This is a genomic window from Parazoarcus sp. PS-13 R2A (assembly GCF_057621855.1).
Genome location: NZ_JBYEXN010000001.1, coordinates 324182 through 343084 on the forward strand (window position 1 = coordinate 324182; position 18903 = coordinate 343084).

General features: G+C 65.0%; 21 protein-coding genes and 1 other RNA gene. 9 read left to right on the forward strand and 13 right to left on the reverse strand.

Annotated elements, in window-relative coordinates; all coding sequences use genetic code 11:
• The first annotated feature begins 62 nt into the window (after positions 1-62).
• Positions 63-2174: a CHASE2 domain-containing protein gene (locus tag AC22G6_RS01530; protein ID WP_487365328.1), complete on the forward strand. Its 2112-nt coding sequence runs from the start codon at positions 63-65 to the stop codon at positions 2172-2174.
• Between the two features lie 73 nt (positions 2175-2247).
• On the opposite strand, the gene AC22G6_RS01535 is transcribed toward AC22G6_RS01530, so the two are convergent.
• Entirely contained in the window at positions 2248-2877 is a 630-nt protein-coding gene (locus AC22G6_RS01535) for an OmpA family protein (RefSeq protein WP_487365329.1), read from the reverse strand.
• Positions 2874-3479, reverse strand: a complete 606-nt coding sequence (locus AC22G6_RS01540) for a FecR family protein (protein ID WP_487365330.1) — start codon at positions 3477-3479, stop codon at positions 2874-2876. The genes AC22G6_RS01535 and AC22G6_RS01540 overlap by 4 nt, the downstream gene beginning before the upstream one ends.
• Before the next feature lie 57 nt (positions 3480-3536).
• On the opposite strand from AC22G6_RS01540, the gene AC22G6_RS01545 reads away from it, so the two are divergent.
• From AC22G6_RS01545 to AC22G6_RS01555, 3 genes are all read left to right on the forward strand, one after another.
• Complete coding sequence (locus tag AC22G6_RS01545) at positions 3537-4763, forward strand: glycosyltransferase family 4 protein (protein ID WP_487365331.1); 1227 nt, start codon at positions 3537-3539, stop codon at positions 4761-4763.
• An 82-nt stretch (positions 4764-4845) separates the two neighbouring features.
• Positions 4846-5784 carry a carbohydrate kinase family protein gene (locus AC22G6_RS01550; protein WP_487365332.1) on the forward strand — a complete coding sequence of 313 codons (939 nt, stop codon included), beginning with the start codon at positions 4846-4848 and terminating at the stop codon, positions 5782-5784.
• Positions 5775-6248 (forward strand): outer membrane lipoprotein, encoded by a 474-nt coding sequence (locus tag AC22G6_RS01555; protein WP_487365333.1) that lies wholly within the window; start codon positions 5775-5777, stop codon positions 6246-6248. Before AC22G6_RS01550 ends, AC22G6_RS01555 begins: the two co-directional genes overlap by 10 nt.
• Positions 6249-6264: 16 nt before the next feature.
• Here the strand turns inward: AC22G6_RS01555 and AC22G6_RS01560 are convergent, their stop codons facing one another.
• The 8 genes from AC22G6_RS01560 to AC22G6_RS01595 form a co-directional block, all read right to left on the reverse strand.
• Positions 6265-6660: a diacylglycerol kinase gene (locus tag AC22G6_RS01560; protein ID WP_487365334.1), complete on the reverse strand. Its 396-nt coding sequence runs from the start codon at positions 6658-6660 to the stop codon at positions 6265-6267.
• 88 nt (positions 6661-6748) lie between these two features.
• A complete protein-coding gene (locus AC22G6_RS01565) occupies positions 6749-8203 on the reverse strand; it encodes a DUF3426 domain-containing protein (protein ID WP_487365335.1) in 1455 nt (484 codons plus the stop codon).
• Positions 8204-8213: 10 nt separating this feature from the next.
• Positions 8214-9098 (reverse strand): 50S ribosomal protein L11 methyltransferase, encoded by an 885-nt coding sequence (gene prmA / locus AC22G6_RS01570; protein ID WP_487365336.1) that lies wholly within the window; start codon positions 9096-9098, stop codon positions 8214-8216.
• A gap of 14 nt (positions 9099-9112) precedes the next feature.
• On the reverse strand, positions 9113-10474 hold the full coding sequence (gene accC / locus AC22G6_RS01575; RefSeq protein WP_108950640.1) for an acetyl-CoA carboxylase biotin carboxylase subunit: 1362 nt from the start codon (positions 10472-10474) through the stop codon (positions 9113-9115).
• Between the two features lie 5 nt (positions 10475-10479).
• Positions 10480-10929, reverse strand: coding sequence for an acetyl-CoA carboxylase biotin carboxyl carrier protein (gene accB, locus AC22G6_RS01580; RefSeq protein WP_108950641.1), 450 nt, complete (start codon positions 10927-10929; stop codon positions 10480-10482).
• A 52-nt stretch (positions 10930-10981) separates the two neighbouring features.
• A complete protein-coding gene (aroQ, locus tag AC22G6_RS01585; RefSeq protein WP_487365337.1) occupies positions 10982-11479 on the reverse strand; it encodes a type II 3-dehydroquinate dehydratase in 498 nt (165 codons plus the stop codon).
• A gap of 54 nt (positions 11480-11533) precedes the next feature.
• Complete coding sequence (locus AC22G6_RS01590; protein WP_487365338.1) at positions 11534-12091, reverse strand: TlpA family protein disulfide reductase; 558 nt, start codon at positions 12089-12091, stop codon at positions 11534-11536.
• Between the two features lie 4 nt (positions 12092-12095).
• Positions 12096-12629, reverse strand: a complete 534-nt coding sequence (locus AC22G6_RS01595) for a hypothetical protein (protein ID WP_420094106.1) — start codon at positions 12627-12629, stop codon at positions 12096-12098.
• 157 nt (positions 12630-12786) lie between these two features.
• Here AC22G6_RS01595 and mpl point away from each other — a divergent pair, with 157 nt between their 5' ends.
• Positions 12787-14136, forward strand: coding sequence for a UDP-N-acetylmuramate:L-alanyl-gamma-D-glutamyl-meso-diaminopimelate ligase (gene mpl / locus AC22G6_RS01600; RefSeq protein ID WP_487365339.1), 1350 nt, complete (start codon positions 12787-12789; stop codon positions 14134-14136).
• 57 nt (positions 14137-14193) lie between these two features.
• Here mpl and AC22G6_RS01605 read toward each other — a convergent pair whose 3' ends face one another.
• The 3 genes from AC22G6_RS01605 to AC22G6_RS01615 form a co-directional block, all read right to left on the reverse strand.
• Complete coding sequence (locus tag AC22G6_RS01605; protein ID WP_487365340.1) at positions 14194-14829, reverse strand: BON domain-containing protein; 636 nt, start codon at positions 14827-14829, stop codon at positions 14194-14196.
• Positions 14829-15422: a phosphoheptose isomerase gene (locus tag AC22G6_RS01610; RefSeq protein WP_108972709.1), complete on the reverse strand. Its 594-nt coding sequence runs from the start codon at positions 15420-15422 to the stop codon at positions 14829-14831. The genes AC22G6_RS01605 and AC22G6_RS01610 overlap by 1 nt, the downstream gene beginning before the upstream one ends.
• A gap of 128 nt (positions 15423-15550) precedes the next feature.
• Positions 15551-15964: a YraN family protein gene (locus AC22G6_RS01615; RefSeq protein ID WP_487365341.1), complete on the reverse strand. Its 414-nt coding sequence runs from the start codon at positions 15962-15964 to the stop codon at positions 15551-15553.
• Between AC22G6_RS01615 and rsmI the strand changes: the two genes are divergently transcribed.
• The 4 genes from rsmI to rnpB all read left to right on the forward strand — a co-directional run bounded on the left by rsmI (position 15963) and on the right by rnpB (position 18875).
• A complete protein-coding gene (gene rsmI, locus AC22G6_RS01620) occupies positions 15963-16829 on the forward strand; it encodes a 16S rRNA (cytidine(1402)-2'-O)-methyltransferase (RefSeq protein ID WP_487365342.1) in 867 nt (288 codons plus the stop codon). The two genes, AC22G6_RS01615 and rsmI, sit on opposite strands and share 2 nt — an antisense overlap.
• 46 nt (positions 16830-16875) lie before the next feature.
• Entirely contained in the window at positions 16876-17913 is a 1038-nt protein-coding gene (gene pyrC, locus AC22G6_RS01625; RefSeq protein WP_487365343.1) for a dihydroorotase, read from the forward strand.
• Between the two features lie 14 nt (positions 17914-17927).
• On the forward strand, positions 17928-18368 hold the full coding sequence (locus AC22G6_RS01630) for a hypothetical protein (RefSeq protein ID WP_487365344.1): 441 nt from the start codon (positions 17928-17930) through the stop codon (positions 18366-18368).
• A gap of 125 nt (positions 18369-18493) precedes the next feature.
• An RNA gene (gene rnpB / locus AC22G6_RS01635) (RNase P RNA component class A) lies at positions 18494-18875 on the forward strand.
• Positions 18876-18903 lie beyond the last annotated feature (28 nt).

Sequence of the window (18903 nt, forward strand, 5' to 3'; positions counted from 1 at the left end):
CCGCAAGGCAGGGCGCATGGCGGGGGCAGGCTGCACCCGGCTATCATGCGGAATCTTCCCGCATGCGTGCTGCCGACTTGCGCCCCATTCTGCCGAAATCTGCCGCTCTGCTCCCGTTCGGGGTTCTGCTTGCCGGGCTCGTCCTGATGGTAAGCGAGCCTGCGGTGCTGGTGTCACTGCGCCATGCCGTGTTCGACCACTTTCAGCGCCTGCAGCCCGCGGTGGCGCCGGCAGAGCCCGTGCAGGTGATCGACATCGACGATGAAAGCCTTGCGCGGATCGGGCAATGGCCATGGTCGCGCACCGTGCTCGCCAGGCTCACCCAGCGCCTGAGCGAAGCCGGTGCAAGCGTGATCGGCTTCGACGTGCTGTTTGCCGAGCCCGACCGCACGGCTTTGAGCGGTGACGACGGCCAGCTGCCCGCGCCGCGCACGACCGCATCCGACCAGGTTTTTGCCCACAGTCTCGGCAGTGTACCGAGCGTGCTCGGATTCGCGCTCGGGCCGCGCGGTGCGAGCGCGCCACCCGATGGCCGGCCGTCGGTTTTTGCGGGTGGCCGGCCCGGGGTGTTCAACGGGCTTCACCGATTTGCCGGGGGGCTGTTCCCGCTGCCGGAACTCAGCCTGGGCGCCGGGCTGGGGGCGATCAACTTCGTTCCCGATGCCGACGGTGTGGTCCGACGCTTGCCGCTGGTGCTTGCCCTCGGCGATCGCCAGGTCCCGTCACTTGTGAGCGAGATGCTGCGTCTGGCGCAGGGCGCGTCGGGCTTTGTGCTGCGCGAGGATGCGCTCGCGGGGCGACTGCTGCACATCGGGCTGTTGCGGATCCCGGTGTCAGAGGCCGGGGAGCTCTGGATTCATTACGGCCAGTTGCGTCCCGACCGATATCTGCCTGCATGGAAGGTTCTCAATGGTGAAGTCGATCTGGCGGGCCTGCGCGGGCGCCCTGTGCTGATCGGGGCCTCGGCGCAGGCCTTGATGGATCTTCGCTTCAGCCCCCTGGGCGAGGTTGTGCCGGGCGTCGAAGTCCACGCCCAGTCGCTTGAGCAGGTGATGGCAGGGCACTGGCTGCAGCGCCCCGCGAATGCGATGGCGATCGAAGTTCTGGCCCTTTGCCTGGTGGGCGGGCTGGTCGGTGGGCTCGCCCTCCGGGCGCGTGCGCTGATGTCCGCGACAATTGCCGCGCTGCTGTTGCTTGCGCTTGCGTGGGGCGGTTGGCATGCGTATGCGGCACACGGTCTTCTGCTCGATCCTGCGGTGCCGGGCTTGCTGATCGCGCTGATCTTCGTCAGCACCAGCGTCGCGCGTCACATTGCCACCGAGCGGCGTCAGCGCTGGGTGCGGCAGGCCTTCGAGCGCTATGTGTCGCCCAACCTTGTCGACTATCTGGTTTCGCACCCCGAAGAGCTCGAGCTCGGCGGTGTGCGACGGGTCTGCAGCTTCGTGTTCACCGACCTCGCCGATTACACCACGCTGGTGGAGAGCCATGATCCGGCGCAGGTCGTGAGTCTGATCAATGCCTATCTCGATGGCCTGATTCGCATTGCGTTCGCGCATCAGGGCACACTCGACCGCATTGTGGGCGATGCGGTCGTGGTGATGTTTTCGGCACCGCTGGTGCAGGCCGATCATGCCAAACGCGCACTCGCGTGCGCCGGCGAAATGCATGCCTTCGCCAGCGCGTTTGCGCGCGCGCGCGGTGCGGAAGGACTGGTATGGGGACAGACGCGAATCGGGGTGCATACCGGTGAAGTGATCGTGGGCAACTTCGGCGGCGCCACCATCTTCGATTACTCGGCGCTGGGCGACCCGGTCAATACGGCCTCTCGCCTCGAGGGGGCAAACAAGTACCTCGGCACCCTGGTCTGCGTTTCGCAAGCGACGCTCGACGAATGCCCGGAGGCGCTCGCCCGGCCTGCGGCAAGGCTGGTGCTCAAGGGGCGCTCCGGCGTGATCGCGGTGAGCGAACCCCTGTTCGCGGCATCACGGGCCGATGGTACGCGTGACACCGAGTACGAGGCCGCCTATGCCTTGCTCGCGCTTGGCGCCGACAGCGCACTGGCCGCATTCGAGCGTCTTGCCCTGCAACGCCCGGCCGACCCGCTGGTTGCGCTTCACCTCGGGCGGCTGCGCAAAGGCGAGCGCGGTGACCTGATCGTGCTGACGGAAAAGTGAGGGGCGTGGCGTGGACGGGAGCGCCCGCGTGCCCGCAGGGGGGCAACTGCGTTGCTTTCGCCTTGCGAGGTGTTCAGCGGATGGTCAGTTCGACCCTGCGGTTTCTCGGCTCACTGACGCCGTCGGCGGTCGGCAGAAGCGGATTGCGCTCGCCATGGGAGGCGACTTCGACCGAGACTGCCGCGGTGATTTCCCGGGTCAGCATGTCGCGCACAGCGTGTGCCCGCGTCAGCCCGAGGGCCTCGTTGGCGGCGTCATCGCCGGCGCGGTCGGTGTGACCGACGATGGAGACGTCGGGCGCCGGTCGGGTACTCATGATCTTGCGGATGTCGTTGATCTTCGCCTGCGACTCTGGCGTCAAGGCAACGCCGACTCCGTCGAAGTAGAGCACGAAGGTTTGCGGCGGCAGAGGCTGTGCGGCCATCGCCGCGCCGAAATCGGCCTGGATCTGCGCGGGATCCACGTCTATCGGGCTCGGGCCGTCTGCATTCAGGGCGAGGCCTGATCCGGCCTTGTCCAGGCTGGCGCTGCGACCTGCGTGGGTGACCACGACACTGCCGGTGCGGCCGTCTTCCTGCTCCAGCAGGACCATGTAGGCTTTGGGCGCGCAACCGGTGGCCAGCAGGACGCAGGCGAGGTTCAGGCCAATGCGGCGCAACCGCAGTGCGTTCAGGTTAGGGGTGGTGGATTCTGCGTTCGTCATTCGCCGGCCTTGACCACAAAACGGGTTCCACGCACGCCGATCGTGGCGGAGGGGGTTTCGATGCTCACCGCCTCAGGCTTGAGTTTCGCAATCACCCCGGAAATGAAATGCAGCGTGCCGTGCAGGAGGCGCGTGGCAAGACGCAGCTCTTCTCGGGCAGGCTCGAAAAGATACGCGTCGATGCTGAGTTCGCTGTTGGGGCCAAGGGACAGCATGGTGTTGTCCTTGAGCGTGAGGCCGACGCTGCCGTCCGCTGCCGTGCGAAGGAGATCGCCGACCCTCACCGGGGTGCCGACTGCAGCCGCAGCGGGTTGTCCCGCGCTCATCAGGACCACGGCGCCGGAGCTCGTTTTGACGTAGCCGACAACAGGGCTTTCGTCCGCCTGCACGTTGAGGCTGAACAGGCAAAGCAGCGTGAGAAGGATATAGCCGAACGTTTTCAATGTGGCGCTCATGGCTTCAGGGTATGTGCTGGTTTTACCGCTTATGAGTTTGCGGTGCAACATGCAGATGCCGAATTGTATGCCTTTTGTCATGAGTCGGAGGTGTCCGCATGTGCGGTTGCGTGCTGTCGTGAAATGCGTTGCTGAGCGAACGTTCATCCAGTCTTCATCCCGTAGTCACGTCTCTGTCGTCTGAGATGTTCAGCATTCGCGCTCATGGACGCGCCGCTCTCCCTCCAGCATCTTGCCCACGCCGCACGCCAGTTGCGTATTGCGGTCGTGACCGAAACCTATCCGCCCGAAGTCAATGGGGTGGCGATGACGACAGGCAGGGTGGTCGATGGCCTCCTCCGTCTCGGGCATCGCGTGCAGCTGGTCCGGCCCCGCCAGGGTGCCGGCGACCATGCGGCGAGCGGCGAGGGCTTCGAGGAGGTATTGTCGCGTGGCTTGCCGATTCCCAGATACAACCACCTCAAGATGGGGCTCCCAGCTCGCAGCGCCTTGCTGCGCATGTGGTCCTTGCGGCGACCGGACGTGGTCCAGGTGGTCACGGAGGGTCCGCTGGGGTGGTCGGCGGTCGCGGCCGCGCGCAAGCTCCGGTTGCCGGTGATTACCGAGTTTCACACCAACTTTCACAGCTATAGCCGATATTACGGCATGGGCTGGCTGAAGCAGCCCGTCGAGGCCTACCTGCGACGATTTCACAACAAGGGAGAGCGTTGCCTGGCCCCGACGGCAGAGCTGGCCGGGCAGTTGATGAATCGCGGCATCCGTCGTGTGGATGTCGTGGCGCGGGGGGTAGACACCCGCCTTTTTTCGCCTCAGCGCCGTGATCCCGCATTGCGGGCTGCGTGGGGGGCGAGCGATACGACGCTGGTGCTGGTCGTGGTGGGGCGGGTGGCGCCCGAAAAGAACCTCGGGCTCGCCGTGCGTGCATTCGAGGCGCTGCGCGGCAGCGTGTCCGACGTGCGCCTGCTGTTCGTGGGCGACGGTCCGGCGCGCGCCGGACTGCAGTCGGGGGATAATGGTCTGGTGTTTGCGGGCATGCGGACCGGCGAGGATCTGGCGGCCCACTATGCATCGGCAGACCTGTTCCTGATGCCGAGCGTGACGGAGACCTTCGGCAACGTGACGACCGAGGCACTCGCCAGCGGCCTGCCGGTCATCGGTTTCGACTATGCCGCTGCGGCGGAGCGCGTGCAGACGGGGCATAACGGCTGGCTTGCTGCGCTGGGCGACGAGCCGGCTTTTGTGGACGCGGTGCTGCGCGTTGCTGGCGATGGCGTGCTACGGCAGCGCCTCGCGGCGAACGCACGCGCGAGCGTGAGCGATGCGGACTGGGGGGCGATCGCGCGTCAGCTGGCCGCGGTGATGGAAGATGTGGTGGAGGCGCATGAGGCACGCATGACGCCCGATGCGAAGGTCGCTGGCCTGGCCGGTTGATCGCCGTGCGCTGAGTGCCGCCGTGTCCGCTTCCCGGGGGGGCAGCCTATAATTGCGGTCTTTACTCAAATACAGGCCTGCCATGTCCATCCTCGTCTGCGGTTCGATGGCTTACGACACCATCATGGTGTTTCATGACCGTTTCAAGAACCACATCCTGCCCGAGCAGATCCACATCCTGAACGTGTCCTTCCTGGTGCCGGATCTGCGTCGCGAGTTCGGTGGCTGTGCCGGCAATATCGCTTACAACCTGCGACTGCTCGGTGACGATCCGCTGATCATGGCCACGGTTGGTGACGACGTGGCGCCCTATCGGGAGCGCCTTGAGTCGCTCGGGCTGCGACAGGATCACGTGCTCCACGTGCCGGGCACCTATACCGCGCAAGCCTTCATCACCACCGACACCGACGACAACCAGATCACGGCCTTCCATCCCGGCGCGATGATGCATTCGCACCTCAACCGGGTGCAGGATGCTGCGGACGCGACGCTGGGCATTGTGGCGCCTGACGGCCGTGACGGCATGCTGCGTCACGTCAATGGATTTGCCGAGGCGGGTGTGCCTTTCATCTTCGATCCCGGCCAGGCTTTGCCCATCCTCTCCGGCGACGAGTTGCTGCACTGTCTGAAACTGGCGCGCTATTGCACGGTCAACGATTATGAGGCCCGCCTGATGTGTGACAAGACCGGCCGCACGCTTGAGCAGCTTGCCGCCGAGGTGGATGCACTGGTGGTGACACTGGGGGCGGATGGATCGGAGATCCATGCCGGCGGCGAGTGCATCCGGATTCCGGTGGTCAAGGTGAATGACATCGTCGATCCCACCGGGTGCGGTGATGCCTATCGTGCAGGGCTGCTGTATGGCTTGTCCCAGGCTTGGGACTGGGGCCGGACCGGGCGCCTTGCAGCGGTCATGGGCGCAATCAAGATCGGTCATCGCGGGGGGCAGAACCACAGCCCGTCGCGCAACGAAATCGCCGCGGTGTACAAGGCGGCTTTTGGAGAGACTTTATGGACTTGAGCAACGGAAAGAAGCTGCGCGCCGTGTGCGGCGCATTGCTTGCGGGCTTGCTGATTACCGGCTGCGCATCGGGTCTGGGTGGCGGGACGTATTCCCGCGGCGAAGCCCGGCGCACCATGGTCGTGCAGTTCGGCGCGGTGGAGTCGGTGCGGGCAGTGCAGCTTGAGGGCACCAAGAGCCCGGTTGGCACCGTGGCAGGTGCTGCGGTGGGCGGCATTGCCGGCAGCTCGGTCGGTGGCGGCCGGGGTGCCTCGATCGCAACCGTGCTCGGTGCTGTGGCCGGCGGTCTAGCCGGTTCGGCGCTCGAGGAAGGCGTGACGCGCGAACAAGGCGTGGAAGTGACGGTGCGTCTCGATAACGGCCAGTATCTTGCCGTTGTGCAGGAAGACCAGGGCGAGAACTTCATGCCCGGTCAGCGCGTGCGCATCCTGCGTGATGGCGGGACGACCCGCGTAACCCGCTGATCTTGCCCGCGGCGGTTCAGCCGAACAGCACCAGCGCCCAGACCGCCGCGAGGTTGATCAGCGCGATGAGGACGGCGGCGCTGCCGATGTCCTTTGCCCGCTTGGCGAGCTGGTGACGCTCAAGAGACACCCGGTCCACGGTTGCCTCGATCGCCGAGTTCAGCAGCTCAACCACCAGCACCAGCAAGGTGCTGCCGATCAGCAGTGCCTTGCCGATGCCACTCGTGGGCACGAAGAATGCGGCCGGAATCAGGATGGCCGCCAGCAGGCACTCCTGGCGAAAGGCGTCTTCATGCAGGATGGCGGCGCGCAGGCCTGCGAGCGAATAGCGCAGTGCGTTCCAGATTCGGATCAGGCCCGTCTTGCCCTTGAAGGGGCTTTCGGCGTGCGGTGTGTTTTCAGGGGCGCTCATGGTCTCGCTTCGGGAAGCATCGGTGGCGACGGCAGTGTGGCACGGCGTGATGACTGCGCCGTGACTTGGTCAAGCAGGGGCGCAGAGGTCAGGGATAGAAGACATACACGCGGTAGCCCGTCGGTGCGACGGCTGTCACGTCGAAGGCCAGCCGCACCACGGCGTCGCCGCGCGGCGCAAACCCGGCTTCGATGCGGCCGCTGGCGACCCATTCAGCCGGGCTGAACACCTTGCGCACCAGTGCCGCGTCATTCGCGTCGGTAAGGGTCAGCTCAAGATGTGGCCAGGCCTGCAGGAAGTCGGCCCGGTTCTTCACCGTTGCATGCAGCACGAAGCGGCCGGGGCGGCCGGGTTCGGATTGCAGGTCGGAAGTGTCGATCGAGATCTGTGCCGCTTCGCGCGGCAGGGGCATTGTGCAGCCGAGGCGTTCGCAGGCGGTGACCAGCAGTGGTCTCAGCCCGGGGAGCGCGCGTGCCACGTCCTGTCGAAACAGGTAGATCGCCTGCACTGCGAGGATGCCCGCAAGCAGGCCGACCGCCAGCCCCCAAAGAGTTCGCCTGAGGCCGCTTGCCTGCGGCGGCTTGCCATAGGTTGCGTCGAGATGCTGGTTGTCGAGCACAGGGGCATCCGGCACGTCCGGATCGGTGTCGACTTCGTTGTCGACACGATGGCGCTCGAACTCGGTGAGCGGGACGTGCTCATTGAGGTCAGGCTGTTTGGTGAGGGGGACGTCGGGGTGGTCCGGCATCCCGGGTTCGACACGCATGTCGGCGCTCGAGCGGCGCTCGGCACGAATCACGTCGGGAAGCGTGAAAGCGGCGGCAGGGGGCTCGATGCCCGATGCGACGCCTGCTTCCGGGGTTTGTGTCCAATCGACATTTGAGCCCGGTTTGTGCTCATCGTCGTCGTAATGACGCTCCAGCTCGGGAAAGGCCGCCATGCCCGGGCCGGATGTTGCTCGGGGCTCGTCCTCGTGCGGTGGCAGTTGCAGACTGTTGCTGTCGGGTTCGAAGAAGCTCGAGAAGTCGATCTCGTCGAGGCGCGGCTCGGTGCGCTCCGGCGGCCGGGGGGGCTGGTCCGCGCCAACGATGTCGTCAGGGATGTCAAAGTCGAGGTTGCTGAGCAAAGCCGGGTCGTGCGCGGGCGGGGCCTCGGCAGGCTGTGTGTCGGGCGCCCCGGCGCCATTTCCGGTGTCGGTGTCATCGGCGGCTGCGGCATCCTGGGCTGTTTCCGACTTGCTTGTGAGTTGCTCGACGGGCTCGGGGTTCATGCTCGCAGGCGCGAACGTTTCCGGCTCGTCGGCTGTGGGGTGCTCAGCTTCTGCCGCGGGCTCATGGGGCATCGGCGCGAGCGGCGGTTCGTTTTCAGTTGCCGGCTCTGCCGCGGGCGCCGGCTGGGGCGAGGCGGGGTCTGCGATGAGCTGGTCAAGCGCGTTGAACGGATTGAAGCAGTGTCCGCATCGCACTTCGCCATGGCGCGCGCGCAGCTGCTCGGCACGCAGCCGGAAAACGGTCTGGCACGCCGGGCAGCGGGTCAGCATCATCGTCGGGCGCTTAGCGCCGGCCTTCCAGTCTGACCCAGCCATCGCTGGTGGCACCGACCTCAAGGGCGATATAGGGAGCCCAGGCGTCGATGACCTGCTCTGACTGTTGTTCGAGTACGCCCGACAGCGCAACCCGCCCGCCCGGCGCGACCCGCGCAGCGATGGCAGGGGCGAGGACACACAGGGGATTGGTCAGGATGTTGGCGACGACGATGTCGAAGGTTTCGCTCAGGGCGATGCCCGAGTGTTGCAGCCGCATGGCGACCGCATTGCGCTGCGCGTTGTCGCGTGCAGCCTCGACCGCTTTTTCGTCAATGTCTACGCCGAGAACATCCCCTGCGCCCAGCCGAATGGCAGCGATGCCGAGGATGCCTGAGCCGCAGCCATAGTCGAGTACGGACTGGCCGGGCTGGACTGCATCGCACAGCCACTCCAGGCAGAGCCGGGTCGTCGGGTGTGAGCCCGTACCGAAGGCCATGCCAGGGTCGAGTTCGATGTTGATCGCCTCGGTGTCCGGTGCGGTGTGCCAGGAAGGGACGATCCACAGGCGCTCGGTGATCCGGATCGGGTCGAACTGGCTCTGGGTCAGCTGCACCCAGTTCTGCTCTTCCACGGCTTCCGTCGTATAGGGTGGAACAGCGTCGAGTCCGACTGCCTTCGATGCTTCGGCGAGCACGGTCTCGAACGCGGCATCGCGGTCGAACAGGGCAATCACCCGGCTGTGATCCCACAAGCTGGTGGGCAGGTGTCCGGGTTCGCCGAACTGGGGCGTCTCTGCCTCAGTGCCGGCGTCCGCGTCCTCAATGGAGACCGACAGGGCGCCGGCCTCCATCAGGGCGTCGGAGAGTGCTTCTGCCTTGTTGGCATCTGCCTGCAGGGTGACCGAAGTCCACATTATTGTTGTCGTGCTCAGCTGGATTTGACTTCGCCACGGTCGGCGAGTTTGTGCTCAAGGTAATGGATGCTGGTGCCGCCTTCGACGAAGCGGGCATCGAGCATCAGTTCCTGGTGCAGCGCGATATTGGTCTTGATGCCGCCGACAGCCATCTCCGACAGGGCAATGCGCATGCGGCGAATCGCCTGCTCGCGGGTGTCGCCGTATGAGATCAGCTTGCCGATCATCGAGTCGTAGTGCGGAGGAACGGTGTAGCCGTTGTATACATGCGAATCAACGCGGATGCCGGGGCCGCCGGGGGTGTGCCAGTTCGTGATCTTGCCCGGCGAAGGGGTGAACTTGAACGGGTCTTCGGCGTTGATGCGGCATTCGATCGAGTGGCCGCGGAACTCAATGTCACGCTGACGGAACCAGAGTTTCTCGCCGGCAGCGACACGGATCTGGGCCTGAACGATATCCACGCCGGTAATCATCTCGGTGACCGGATGCTCGACCTGGACGCGGGTGTTCATCTCGATGAAGTAGAACTCGCCGTTCTCGTACAGGAACTCGAAGGTGCCGGCGCCGCGGTAGCCGATCTTGCGGCAGGCTTCGGCGCAGCGCTCACCGATCTTGGCGATCAGCTTGCGATCGATGCCCGGTGCCGGTGCCTCTTCGATCACCTTCTGGTGGCGGCGCTGCATCGAGCAGTCGCGCTCACCGAGGTAGACCGCATTGCCGTGCTGGTCGGCCATGATCTGGATTTCCACATGGCGCGGGTTCTCGAGGAACTTTTCCATGTAGACCACCGGGTTGCTGAACGCAGCCTGGGCTTCGGCACGCGTCGTCGTGACCGCGTTGAGCAGTGCCGCCTCGGTATGCACGACGCGCATGCCGCGACCGCCACCACCACCCGCAGCCTTGATGATGACCGGGTAGCCAACCGCACGGCCGATCTTGACGATTTCCTTGGGGTCTTCCGGCAGCGCGCCGTCGGACCCGGGAACGCAGGGCACGCCAGCGACCTTCATCGCATCCTTGGCCGAAACCTTGTCGCCCATCAGGCGGATGGTCTCGGGGCGCGGGCCGATGAAGACAAAGCCGGACTGCTCGACGCGTTCGGCAAAGTCAGCGTTCTCGGACAGGAAGCCATAACCGGGGTGGATGGCTTCCGAGTCGGTCACTTCCGCTGCGGAGATGATGGCCGGTACGTTGAGGTAGCTCAGGCCGGACGGTGCGGGGCCGATGCAGACCGATTCGTCCGCCAGCTTGACGTACTTGGCTTCGGTGTCGGCCTCGGAGTGCACAGCGACGGTCTTGACGCCGAGTTCGCGGCAGGCGCGCAGCACCCGCAGTGCGATCTCGCCGCGGTTCGCGATCAGGATCTTTTCGAACATGGCGTTCAGCCGATCACGAACAGGGGCTGGCCGTATTCGACCGGCTGGCCGTTCTCGACCAGCACCGCCTTGACGGTGCCGCTCACTTCACACTCGATCTCGTTCATCAGCTTCATCGCTTCGATGATGCACAGACGGTCACCTTCGTTGATGCTCTGACCGACCTCGGCCAGGGGCTTGGCGCCGGGTGCCGAAGCGCGGTAGAAGGTGCCGACCATCGGCGACTTGATCACGTGGCCATCGGGCAGGGCGTCTGCGTCCGGTTCGCTTGCAACCGCGACGGCCACAGGGGCTGCGGCTGCGGCCTGGGCGGGCGCCTGCATGTAGGCAACCTGAGGGGCAGCTGCGAGGTGCTTGGCGATACGCACCTTTTCCTCGCCCTCGGTGACTTCGAGTTCCGAAATGCCCGATTCCTGGACGAGGTCGATCAGTTTCTTGAGCTTGCGCAGATCCATGCTGTTCTCCGTACGTAACGACGCCGCGGCTGGCGGTCGCCGTCGTGGATGGCTAGTTGTTGTGTTCCCGCAGACGGGTGAGTGCGAATTCGAGTGCGGCGAGATAGCCGTAGGCGCCCAGACCGCAGACGACTCCGACTGCCCGGTCCGAAAAGTACGAGTGCTGGCGGAACGGTTCGCGAGCGTGGACGTTGGACAGATGAACTTCCACGTAGGGAATCTGTACCGCGGCCAGTGCGTCGCGCAGTGCGACACTGGTGTGGGTGTACGCGGCCGGGTTGATGACGATGAAGGCGACGCCTTCGCTTGCCGCAGCCTGCACCCGATCGATCAGCTGGCCTTCGTGATTGCTCTGGAAGGATTCGAGCAATACGCTGTCCGCACGAGCGCGCGACTCCATGGCTGCATGGATGTCGGACAGTGTGGTTTTGCCATAGATATCGGGTTCGCGACTGCCGAGCAGGTTCAGATTCGGGCCATGAAGGACCAGTATTCGAGCTTGCGGCGGCGGGGGCGATTCGGCTTGTTGGCTGCGTTTTGAGCGCGTCATGGCGGCAAGTTTGCCGTAATTGACGACAACTTGTCCAGTACGGTCTGCTCTGGGTCAGGACTTGTCGTCGATCAGCGGACGAATTTTGCGCTCGAGTTCGTCCTGATTCAAGGTCCCGACCTTGACATGGCGCGCGACGCCCTGACGGTCGATGATCACCGTGAATGGCAAGCCCTGTGCTGCATTGCCGAATCCCGGGCCCAGTGCGAGCACATCTGCCGAGGCGATCAGCAGCGGGTAGGGCACATCAAATTCGGCCTTGAAGGCCTTTACCTTGTCGAGCGAGTCGATACTGAGCCCGACGAACTGCACCGGCGCATCACCGAAGCTGCGACTGGCTGCGGAGAAGTCCGGGATCTCGCGGCGGCAGGGCGGGCACCAGGTTGCCCAGAAGTTGGCCACGATGACCTTGCCCCGCCATTGCGTCAGCGGCTGCATGTTGCCCTCGGTGTCCGGGAGCGCCAGCGCCAGCAATGCTTCGGTGGCGCCTGCCGATGCAGTGGATGTGGTGGAGGATTCGGCCGAGCCGCCGATCTGGCTCGTGAAGTAGCCAGCGATGCCGGCAATGCCTGCGACTGCAGCGATCAGGCCGTACTGGAGGTATCGGTTCATGAGCTCATTCCGCGGCTGCGGCGTTGTTCAGGAGGGCTTCGACCTGCGCCAGCCGGGCGCGCTCCTGATGCGGGCGGCGGCCATTGCGCTCGGCACCGGCGCCGTAAATGGACAGCCTGACCGGGACATCGTCCCAGTCGAGACTGAGGACGACTTCGGGCGCGCCGGGCGCGGGGCGCCTCGGTTCCCGGTGCTCGTAAGCGAGGTCCTGGTTGAGGAAGAAGATCTCCACTTCCTTCGCGCTCTCGGGGTAGAGCTCGATCTCCAGTTCGGAGTAGCGGCCCGCAGTGCCGTCGAGGGCGCCACCGGTCAGGTAGGGGCGGAAATCGGCCAGCAACTGCATGATTTCCACCGCTGCCGAGCGCATGGCTTCGAGTCGCTCGGCCTGCTCGTCGTCCTGGTACAGCGCCTGCCAGACTCGCAGTTCGGCTTCGATCTCGGCGTTGTTCGGCAGTGACTCGGAGACGCTTGCGCCGAGTTGCTTGGCGGCCTTGCGCTTGGCGAAGCCGTAGTCGCTGATCCCGTCCTCGGCCATCATGCGGGCGGCCAGTGCGGCGATTTCTCGGCGCAGGGTGCCGATTTTCGGGAAGTTGGCGTTTGCTGGCATGGATGCTGTGGGCTCGGTGCCATCGGGTAGAATGCGGCCCATTCTACACGGGCGGGTTTCATTCGTTTCGCGCTCTTCCGGAGTCTTCATGCATATCCATATTCTCGGCATCTGCGGCACCTTCATGGGTGGGGTGGCGCTGCTTGCCCGTGCCGCCGGTCATCGGGTCACCGGTTGCGATGCCAACGTCTATCCGCCGATGAGCACTCAGCTCGAAGAGCAGGGCATTGAACTCACCGAGGGCTTTGCTCCGGCGCAACTCGCGCTCGAACCTGACGTGTTCGTGGTCGGTAACGCCATTTCGCGCGGCAATCCGCTGCTTGAGGCGATTCTCGATCGTGGCCTGCCCTATGTGTCGGGGCCGCAGTGGCTGGCGGAGTATGTGCTCGCGGGGCGCTGGGTGCTCGGTGTGGCGGGTACGCATGGGAAGACGACCACGACCTCGCTGCTGGCATGGATCCTCGAGGATGCCGGGCTCAACCCCGGCTTTCTGGTCGGCGGCGTGCCGCAGAACTTCGGGCTGTCCGCGCGGCTGACCGAATCGCCCTTCTTCGTGATCGAGGCCGACGAATACGACACCGCTTTCTGCGACAAGCGTTCCAAATTTGTGCACTACCGCCCGCGGACCGTGATCCTCAACAACCTCGAATTCGATCACGCCGACATCTTCGCCGATCTGCCTGCGATCGAAACGCAGTTTCATCACTTGGTCCGCACGCTGCCGGCAAGCGGCCGGATCATTGCCAATGGCGCTGAGGCGGCACTGCACAGGGTGATCGAACGCGGTTGCTGGTCGGAGCTCGAATGGTTCAATACCGCAGAGGGCTGGTCTGCGGGTGTCGGCGCGTCCGACGCCGAGGCAGTGTTCTCGCTGGCAGGGCGTGAGCTCGGGCGGGTTGAACTGCCTCTGGCGGGCAGTCACAACCGCGACAACGCCCTCGCGGCCATTGCCGCAGCCCGTCATGTCGGGGTGACGCCGGCGCAGTCAATCGCCAGTCTGGCGAAGTTTGCGGGCATCAAGCGCCGGCTGGAGGTTCGGGGTGTGGTGGAAGGTGTCACCGTGTATGACGACTTTGCACATCATCCGACGGCGATCGCGCTGACCGTCGAAGGTCTGCGGCGGCGTCACCCCGAAGGGCGCATTCTCGCCGTTCTTGAGCCGCGCTCGAACACGATGAAGCTGGGGGTGATGAAGGATCAGTTGCCTCGCAGCCTGGCGCATGCAGACCGTGTGTTCTGCTATACCCGTGGTCTGGGCTGGGATGCCGCTGGCGCCCTGGCGCCGCTGGGAGCGGTGGCGGTCTGCCATGACGATCTGGATGCGCTGGTGGCCGAGGTGGTGCGTGCAGCTCAGCCCGGTGACCACGTGCTGGTCATGAGCAACGGCGGATTTGGTGGCGTGCACCAGAAGCTGCTCACAGCGCTTGCGTGCGCCTGAGGTGCGTCGGCGGCTGGACGACTCCCGCGGAGGCGTCCAGCGCGCAACGGATGTTTACTATTTCGACTTGCTGCCGGCGGGCGCGTCCAGGCGACGTGCCTCGTCGTCGCTGATGTAGTCGAATACCCGCACGACCTTGCGCACGCCCTGACTGGTGCTTGCGATGGCGCTGGCTGCATCGGCCTCGGCACGCGTCACCAGTCCCATCAGGAAGACGACGTTGGCCTCGGTGACGACCTTGACGTGGTTGGCGGAGAAACGCTGGCCATCCACGAAGCGGGCCTTGACGTTGGAAGTGATCAGGCTGTCGTTGGCTCGAGCGCTCATCGACGAAGCCGGGCCGATCGCCAGTTCGTTGATGATGCCGCGCACGTTCTCCACGCCGGCGATGATGCGCTCGGCTTCCGCGCGCACGGTTTCGTTCTGCACCTCACCGGTGAGCAGTACGTTGCGGTTGTAGGACGTGACATTGATGTGGTTGATGGTGCCGAACTGCTCGCGCAGGCGGCTGGCAGCCTTCCACTCGATGCCTTCGTCTTCTACGTAGACACCGGAGCTGCGACGGTCGGCGATCATCATGGCGCCGGCGCCGACGCCGGTGGCCACGACAGGGAAGCAGCCTTGCAGCAAGGGCAGGGTGCCTGCGGCGCAAAGGCCGAGAAGCAGTTTGCGGCGGGTACGGGATGGGGTCATCAGTCTTCCACTCCTAGTAGCAGACAATCGATGCCGTCGCACAGGCAGTGCAGGACGAGCAGGTGGACTTCCTGGATGCGCGCGGTGCGATCGGCCGGCACGCACAGATGAATGTCGTCGTCGCCGAGCAGGTCGGCAATCGAGCCGCCGCCCTTGCCGGTCAGGGCAATGACGCGCATTTCGCGTTCGTGTGCGGCGTTGATGGCGTCGATGACGTTCGGCGAATTGCCGCTGGTCGAAATCGCCAGCAGAACGTCGCCCGGTTGTCCCAGTGCGCGAACCTGCTTGGAAAAAATCTGTACGAAGTCGTAGTCGTTGCCGATCGAGGTCAGGGTGGAACTGTCGGTGGTCAGTGCCACCGCCGCCAATGGCGGGCGCTCCATCTCGAAGCGGTTGACCAGTTCGGCTGCGAAGTGCTGGGCGTCGGCTGCCGATCCGCCGTTGCCGCAGGCGAGGATCTTGCCGTTATTGATCAGGCAGCCGGTCATGGCCTCCACGGCCTGCGCAATGGGTGCAGCCATCCACTCGATCGAGGCGAGCTTGGTCTGCGCGCTGTCCTCGAAGTGGCGGGAAATTCTGTCAATCAGGTCCATGTCTCGATCGGGGTCATGCCTTGGGGGTTGAAGTCTAGCACGCACTTTCGGGTGCCGACTGCTGCCAAGCATGGCGGCAAGCGCGCCTTTGCGCACGCGGTTTTACATGGGCTTACTGGAGGTTGCGATCAGTCTGCGTCGAACGCCGCCCTGATCCAGTCGAGGTGGTTTGCGTCAGGGGCATCGAACAGGATGGCATCGAAGCGGCACGGGCGCTTGGCGTGGCTGCGGCCGTCGCCGCTCAGCCACCAGCGTGCGGCATGTACGACACGCCTTTGCTTTTCCGCGGTGATGCTCGCTGCAGCACCGCCGAAGCGTGAATTGCCGCGCAGGCGTACTTCGACGAAGACAAGGGTGCCGCGCTCGAGCCCGATCAGGTCGACCTCGCCGCCGCGGCAGCGCACGTTGCGCGCGAGGATCTGCAGGCCGTTGCGTTCGAGGTGTGCTGCTGCGAGATCTTCGGCAATTTGCCCGCGCGCTTGCGCCGGAGTCGCCCGCGCGCCGACAATCGATGTCCTGCCCCCTTCTGCTGACTTCTTCATGACCGACTCTTCTGCAAGGCTCCTGTCCAGGACGCCGTCATTATATGTAGTGGCGACGCCGCTGGGAAATCTGGGTGACATATCCGCGCGGGCTCAGGGCATCCTGGCTGCGGTCGATGTCATTGCGGCCGAGGACACCCGCCATAGCCAGCGCTTGATGGAGGCGTGCGGCGTCCGTACCCGGATGGTCGCCCTGCATCAGCACAACGAGCAACGCGCGGCCGGGCAACTGGTGGAGTGGCTGGCGGCCGGGCAGCATGTGGCGCTCATCACCGATGCGGGCACGCCTGCGGTGTCGGACCCGGGGGCAAAGGCAGTGGCCCGGGTGCGGGAGGCGGGATATCCGGTGGTGCCGGTTCCCGGTGCCTGTGCCGCGATCGCGGCGCTGTCGGTGTCCGGATTTGCGGAGGGTGGTTTTCGCTTCGTCGGTTTCTTGTCACCCAAGTCCGGTGCCCGTCGTGCATCGCTGGCGGCGCTGGTGGAGGATCGCGACGCCCTGGTGTTCTACGAGGCGCCCCATCGGGTGCTTGAGTGCGTCACCGACATGGCCGCAGTGTTCGGGCCTGCACGCGAGATTCTGGTGGCGCGTGAAATGACGAAGCTGCACGAGGAGATCGTGCGCATGCCGTTGGGCGAGGCCGTCGCCTGGTTCGAGGCGGACAGCAACCGTGTGCGCGGCGAGTTCGTGCTGGTGGTCGATGGCGTGCCTGAGCAGGAAGGCCTGGGGGCGGAGACCGAGCGCGTGCTCGACCTGCTGCTTGGCGAATTGCCGGTCAAGACGGCGGCGCGGATCGCGGCCGAGATCACCGGGGCGCCCAAGAATGCGCTTTATGCGCGGGCGCTGGCACTCAAGGACGCCGACTGAGGCTCTGCCCGCTTATAATCCTCACAAACGATCACAGAGCGAAGCGATGCACACGATTACCCTGACCCGCCCGGATGACTGGCATCTGCATGTCCGCGACGGCGATGCGCTTGCCACCGTTGTGCCCCACACTGCGCAACGCTTCGGCCGCGCCCTGATCATGCCGAACCTGCGTCCTCCGGTCACCACGACGGAACAGGCGCTGGCCTATCGCGATCGCATCCTCGCGGCCGTGCCGCAGGGCGTGCGTTTCGAGCCCCTGATGAGCCTGTATCTCACGGACAACATGCCGCCTGACGAGATCGACAGGGCCAAGGCCAGTGGTGCGATCGTGGCAGCGAAGCTCTATCCAGCGGGGGCGACCACCAATTCCGATGCAGGTGTGACCTCGGTCGACAAGATCTATCCGGTGCTCGAGCGCATGGAAGCGTGCGGCATGGTGCTGTGCGTGCATGGCGAGGTGACCGCTGGCGATGTCGACGTCTTCGATCGCGAACGTGTTTTCATCGAGCGAGTCCTGTCACCGGTGGTGCGGCGTTTCCCCGGACTGAAGGTGGTGTTCGAGCACATCACGACAGCCGAGGCCGCGCAGTTCGTGCGTGCGGCCGGGTCGCACGTTGGCGCGACGGTGACCGCACATCACCTGTTGCTAAACCGGAACGCCATCTTTGCCGGCGGCATCCGCCCGCATCACTACTGCCTTCCGGTGCTAAAGCGCGAAACGCATCGTCAGGCGCTCGTCGAGGCGGTGGCTTCGGGCAATCCGCGCTTCTTTCTCGGCACCGACTCCGCACCCCATGCGCGCAGTGCCAAGGAGTCTGCATGTGGGTGCGCTGGCTGTTACACCGCCCATGCGGGCATCGAACTGTACGCGGAAGTCTTTGAGGCTGCCGGAGCGCTCGACCGGCTTGAGGCCTTCGCGAGTCTGAACGGGCCTGCGTTCTACGGCCTCAAGCCGAACCCCGAGCGCATCACCCTGCAGCGCGAGACCTGGCAGGTGCCCGATTCCTACGGCTATCTCGGTGCGGATCCGCTGGTTCCGCTGCGCGCGGGTGAGTCCGTGGCGTGGAAGCTGGTGCCCTGAGGAGGTCTGGCCTGATGTCTTTCCCACGTCTGCGCTGCATTGCCCTGCTTGCCTTGGCTCCGTTGCTGGCGGCTTGCGAGAACAGTGCCGTTGCCTATTCGATCGAAGGCAAGGAGCACGCGCTGACCCTGTTGCGCGAGCAGCCCTATTTCTGGAGTGACGAGGTCACGCAGTACATCGTTGCGGCGCGTCTGCCGCAATGCCAGAAGAAGGTGCGCATTCATCCCGGCCGAACGGCGATGACCGATATCGAAGTCTTCGACGCGGGTTACCAGATGTGGGCGCTGCATCAGGGCGCCCGCTGGTATCTGGCCAGTACGGAAACATGTCAGGTGCAGGATTGGGACAACGCCGGCGATGCGCCGCCGGGCGCGCTTGTGGGACGCTTCCGCCTCAAGGATGGTGTGTCGGCATTCGAGGCCGCTCCCGCAGTCGCGCCCGCTGCGGGCGGGTGAGGCTGCTGCGGAGTTGCGGCTTTCGTGGTGATTTGTCTGCCGCTGGCCCGTGCGCCGGACCTGCTGCACAGCTTGTTTTGCCGATGGCACGCCCGGGGCGGGGTGTTCACGTATAATCCGCCCGGGAAGTTCGCCAGGCAGTCGCTGTGCACCTCAGGGTGCGTGGAGGAAAGTCCGGGCCCCGCAGAGCAGGATGCCGGCTAACGGCCGGGCGTCGTGAGGCGACGGAAAGTGCAACAGAGAGCAGACCGCCGATGGCTTTCGCAAGAAAGATCAGGTAAGGGTGAAAGGGTGGGGTAAGAGCCCACCGCAGGACTGGCAACAGGACTGGCACGGTAAACCCCATCCGGGGCAAGGCCAAATAGGGGAGTAATGGCGTGGCTCGCGTCGCTCCCGGGTAGGCTGCTAGAGCTTCACGGTAACGTGTCGCCCAGAGGAATGACTGCCCGATGGTCCGGTTTGCGCTGGATCGTTCGACAGAACCCGGCTTATCGGCGAACTTCCCAATTTCTTTTCATTCCGAATTCAGCGACTG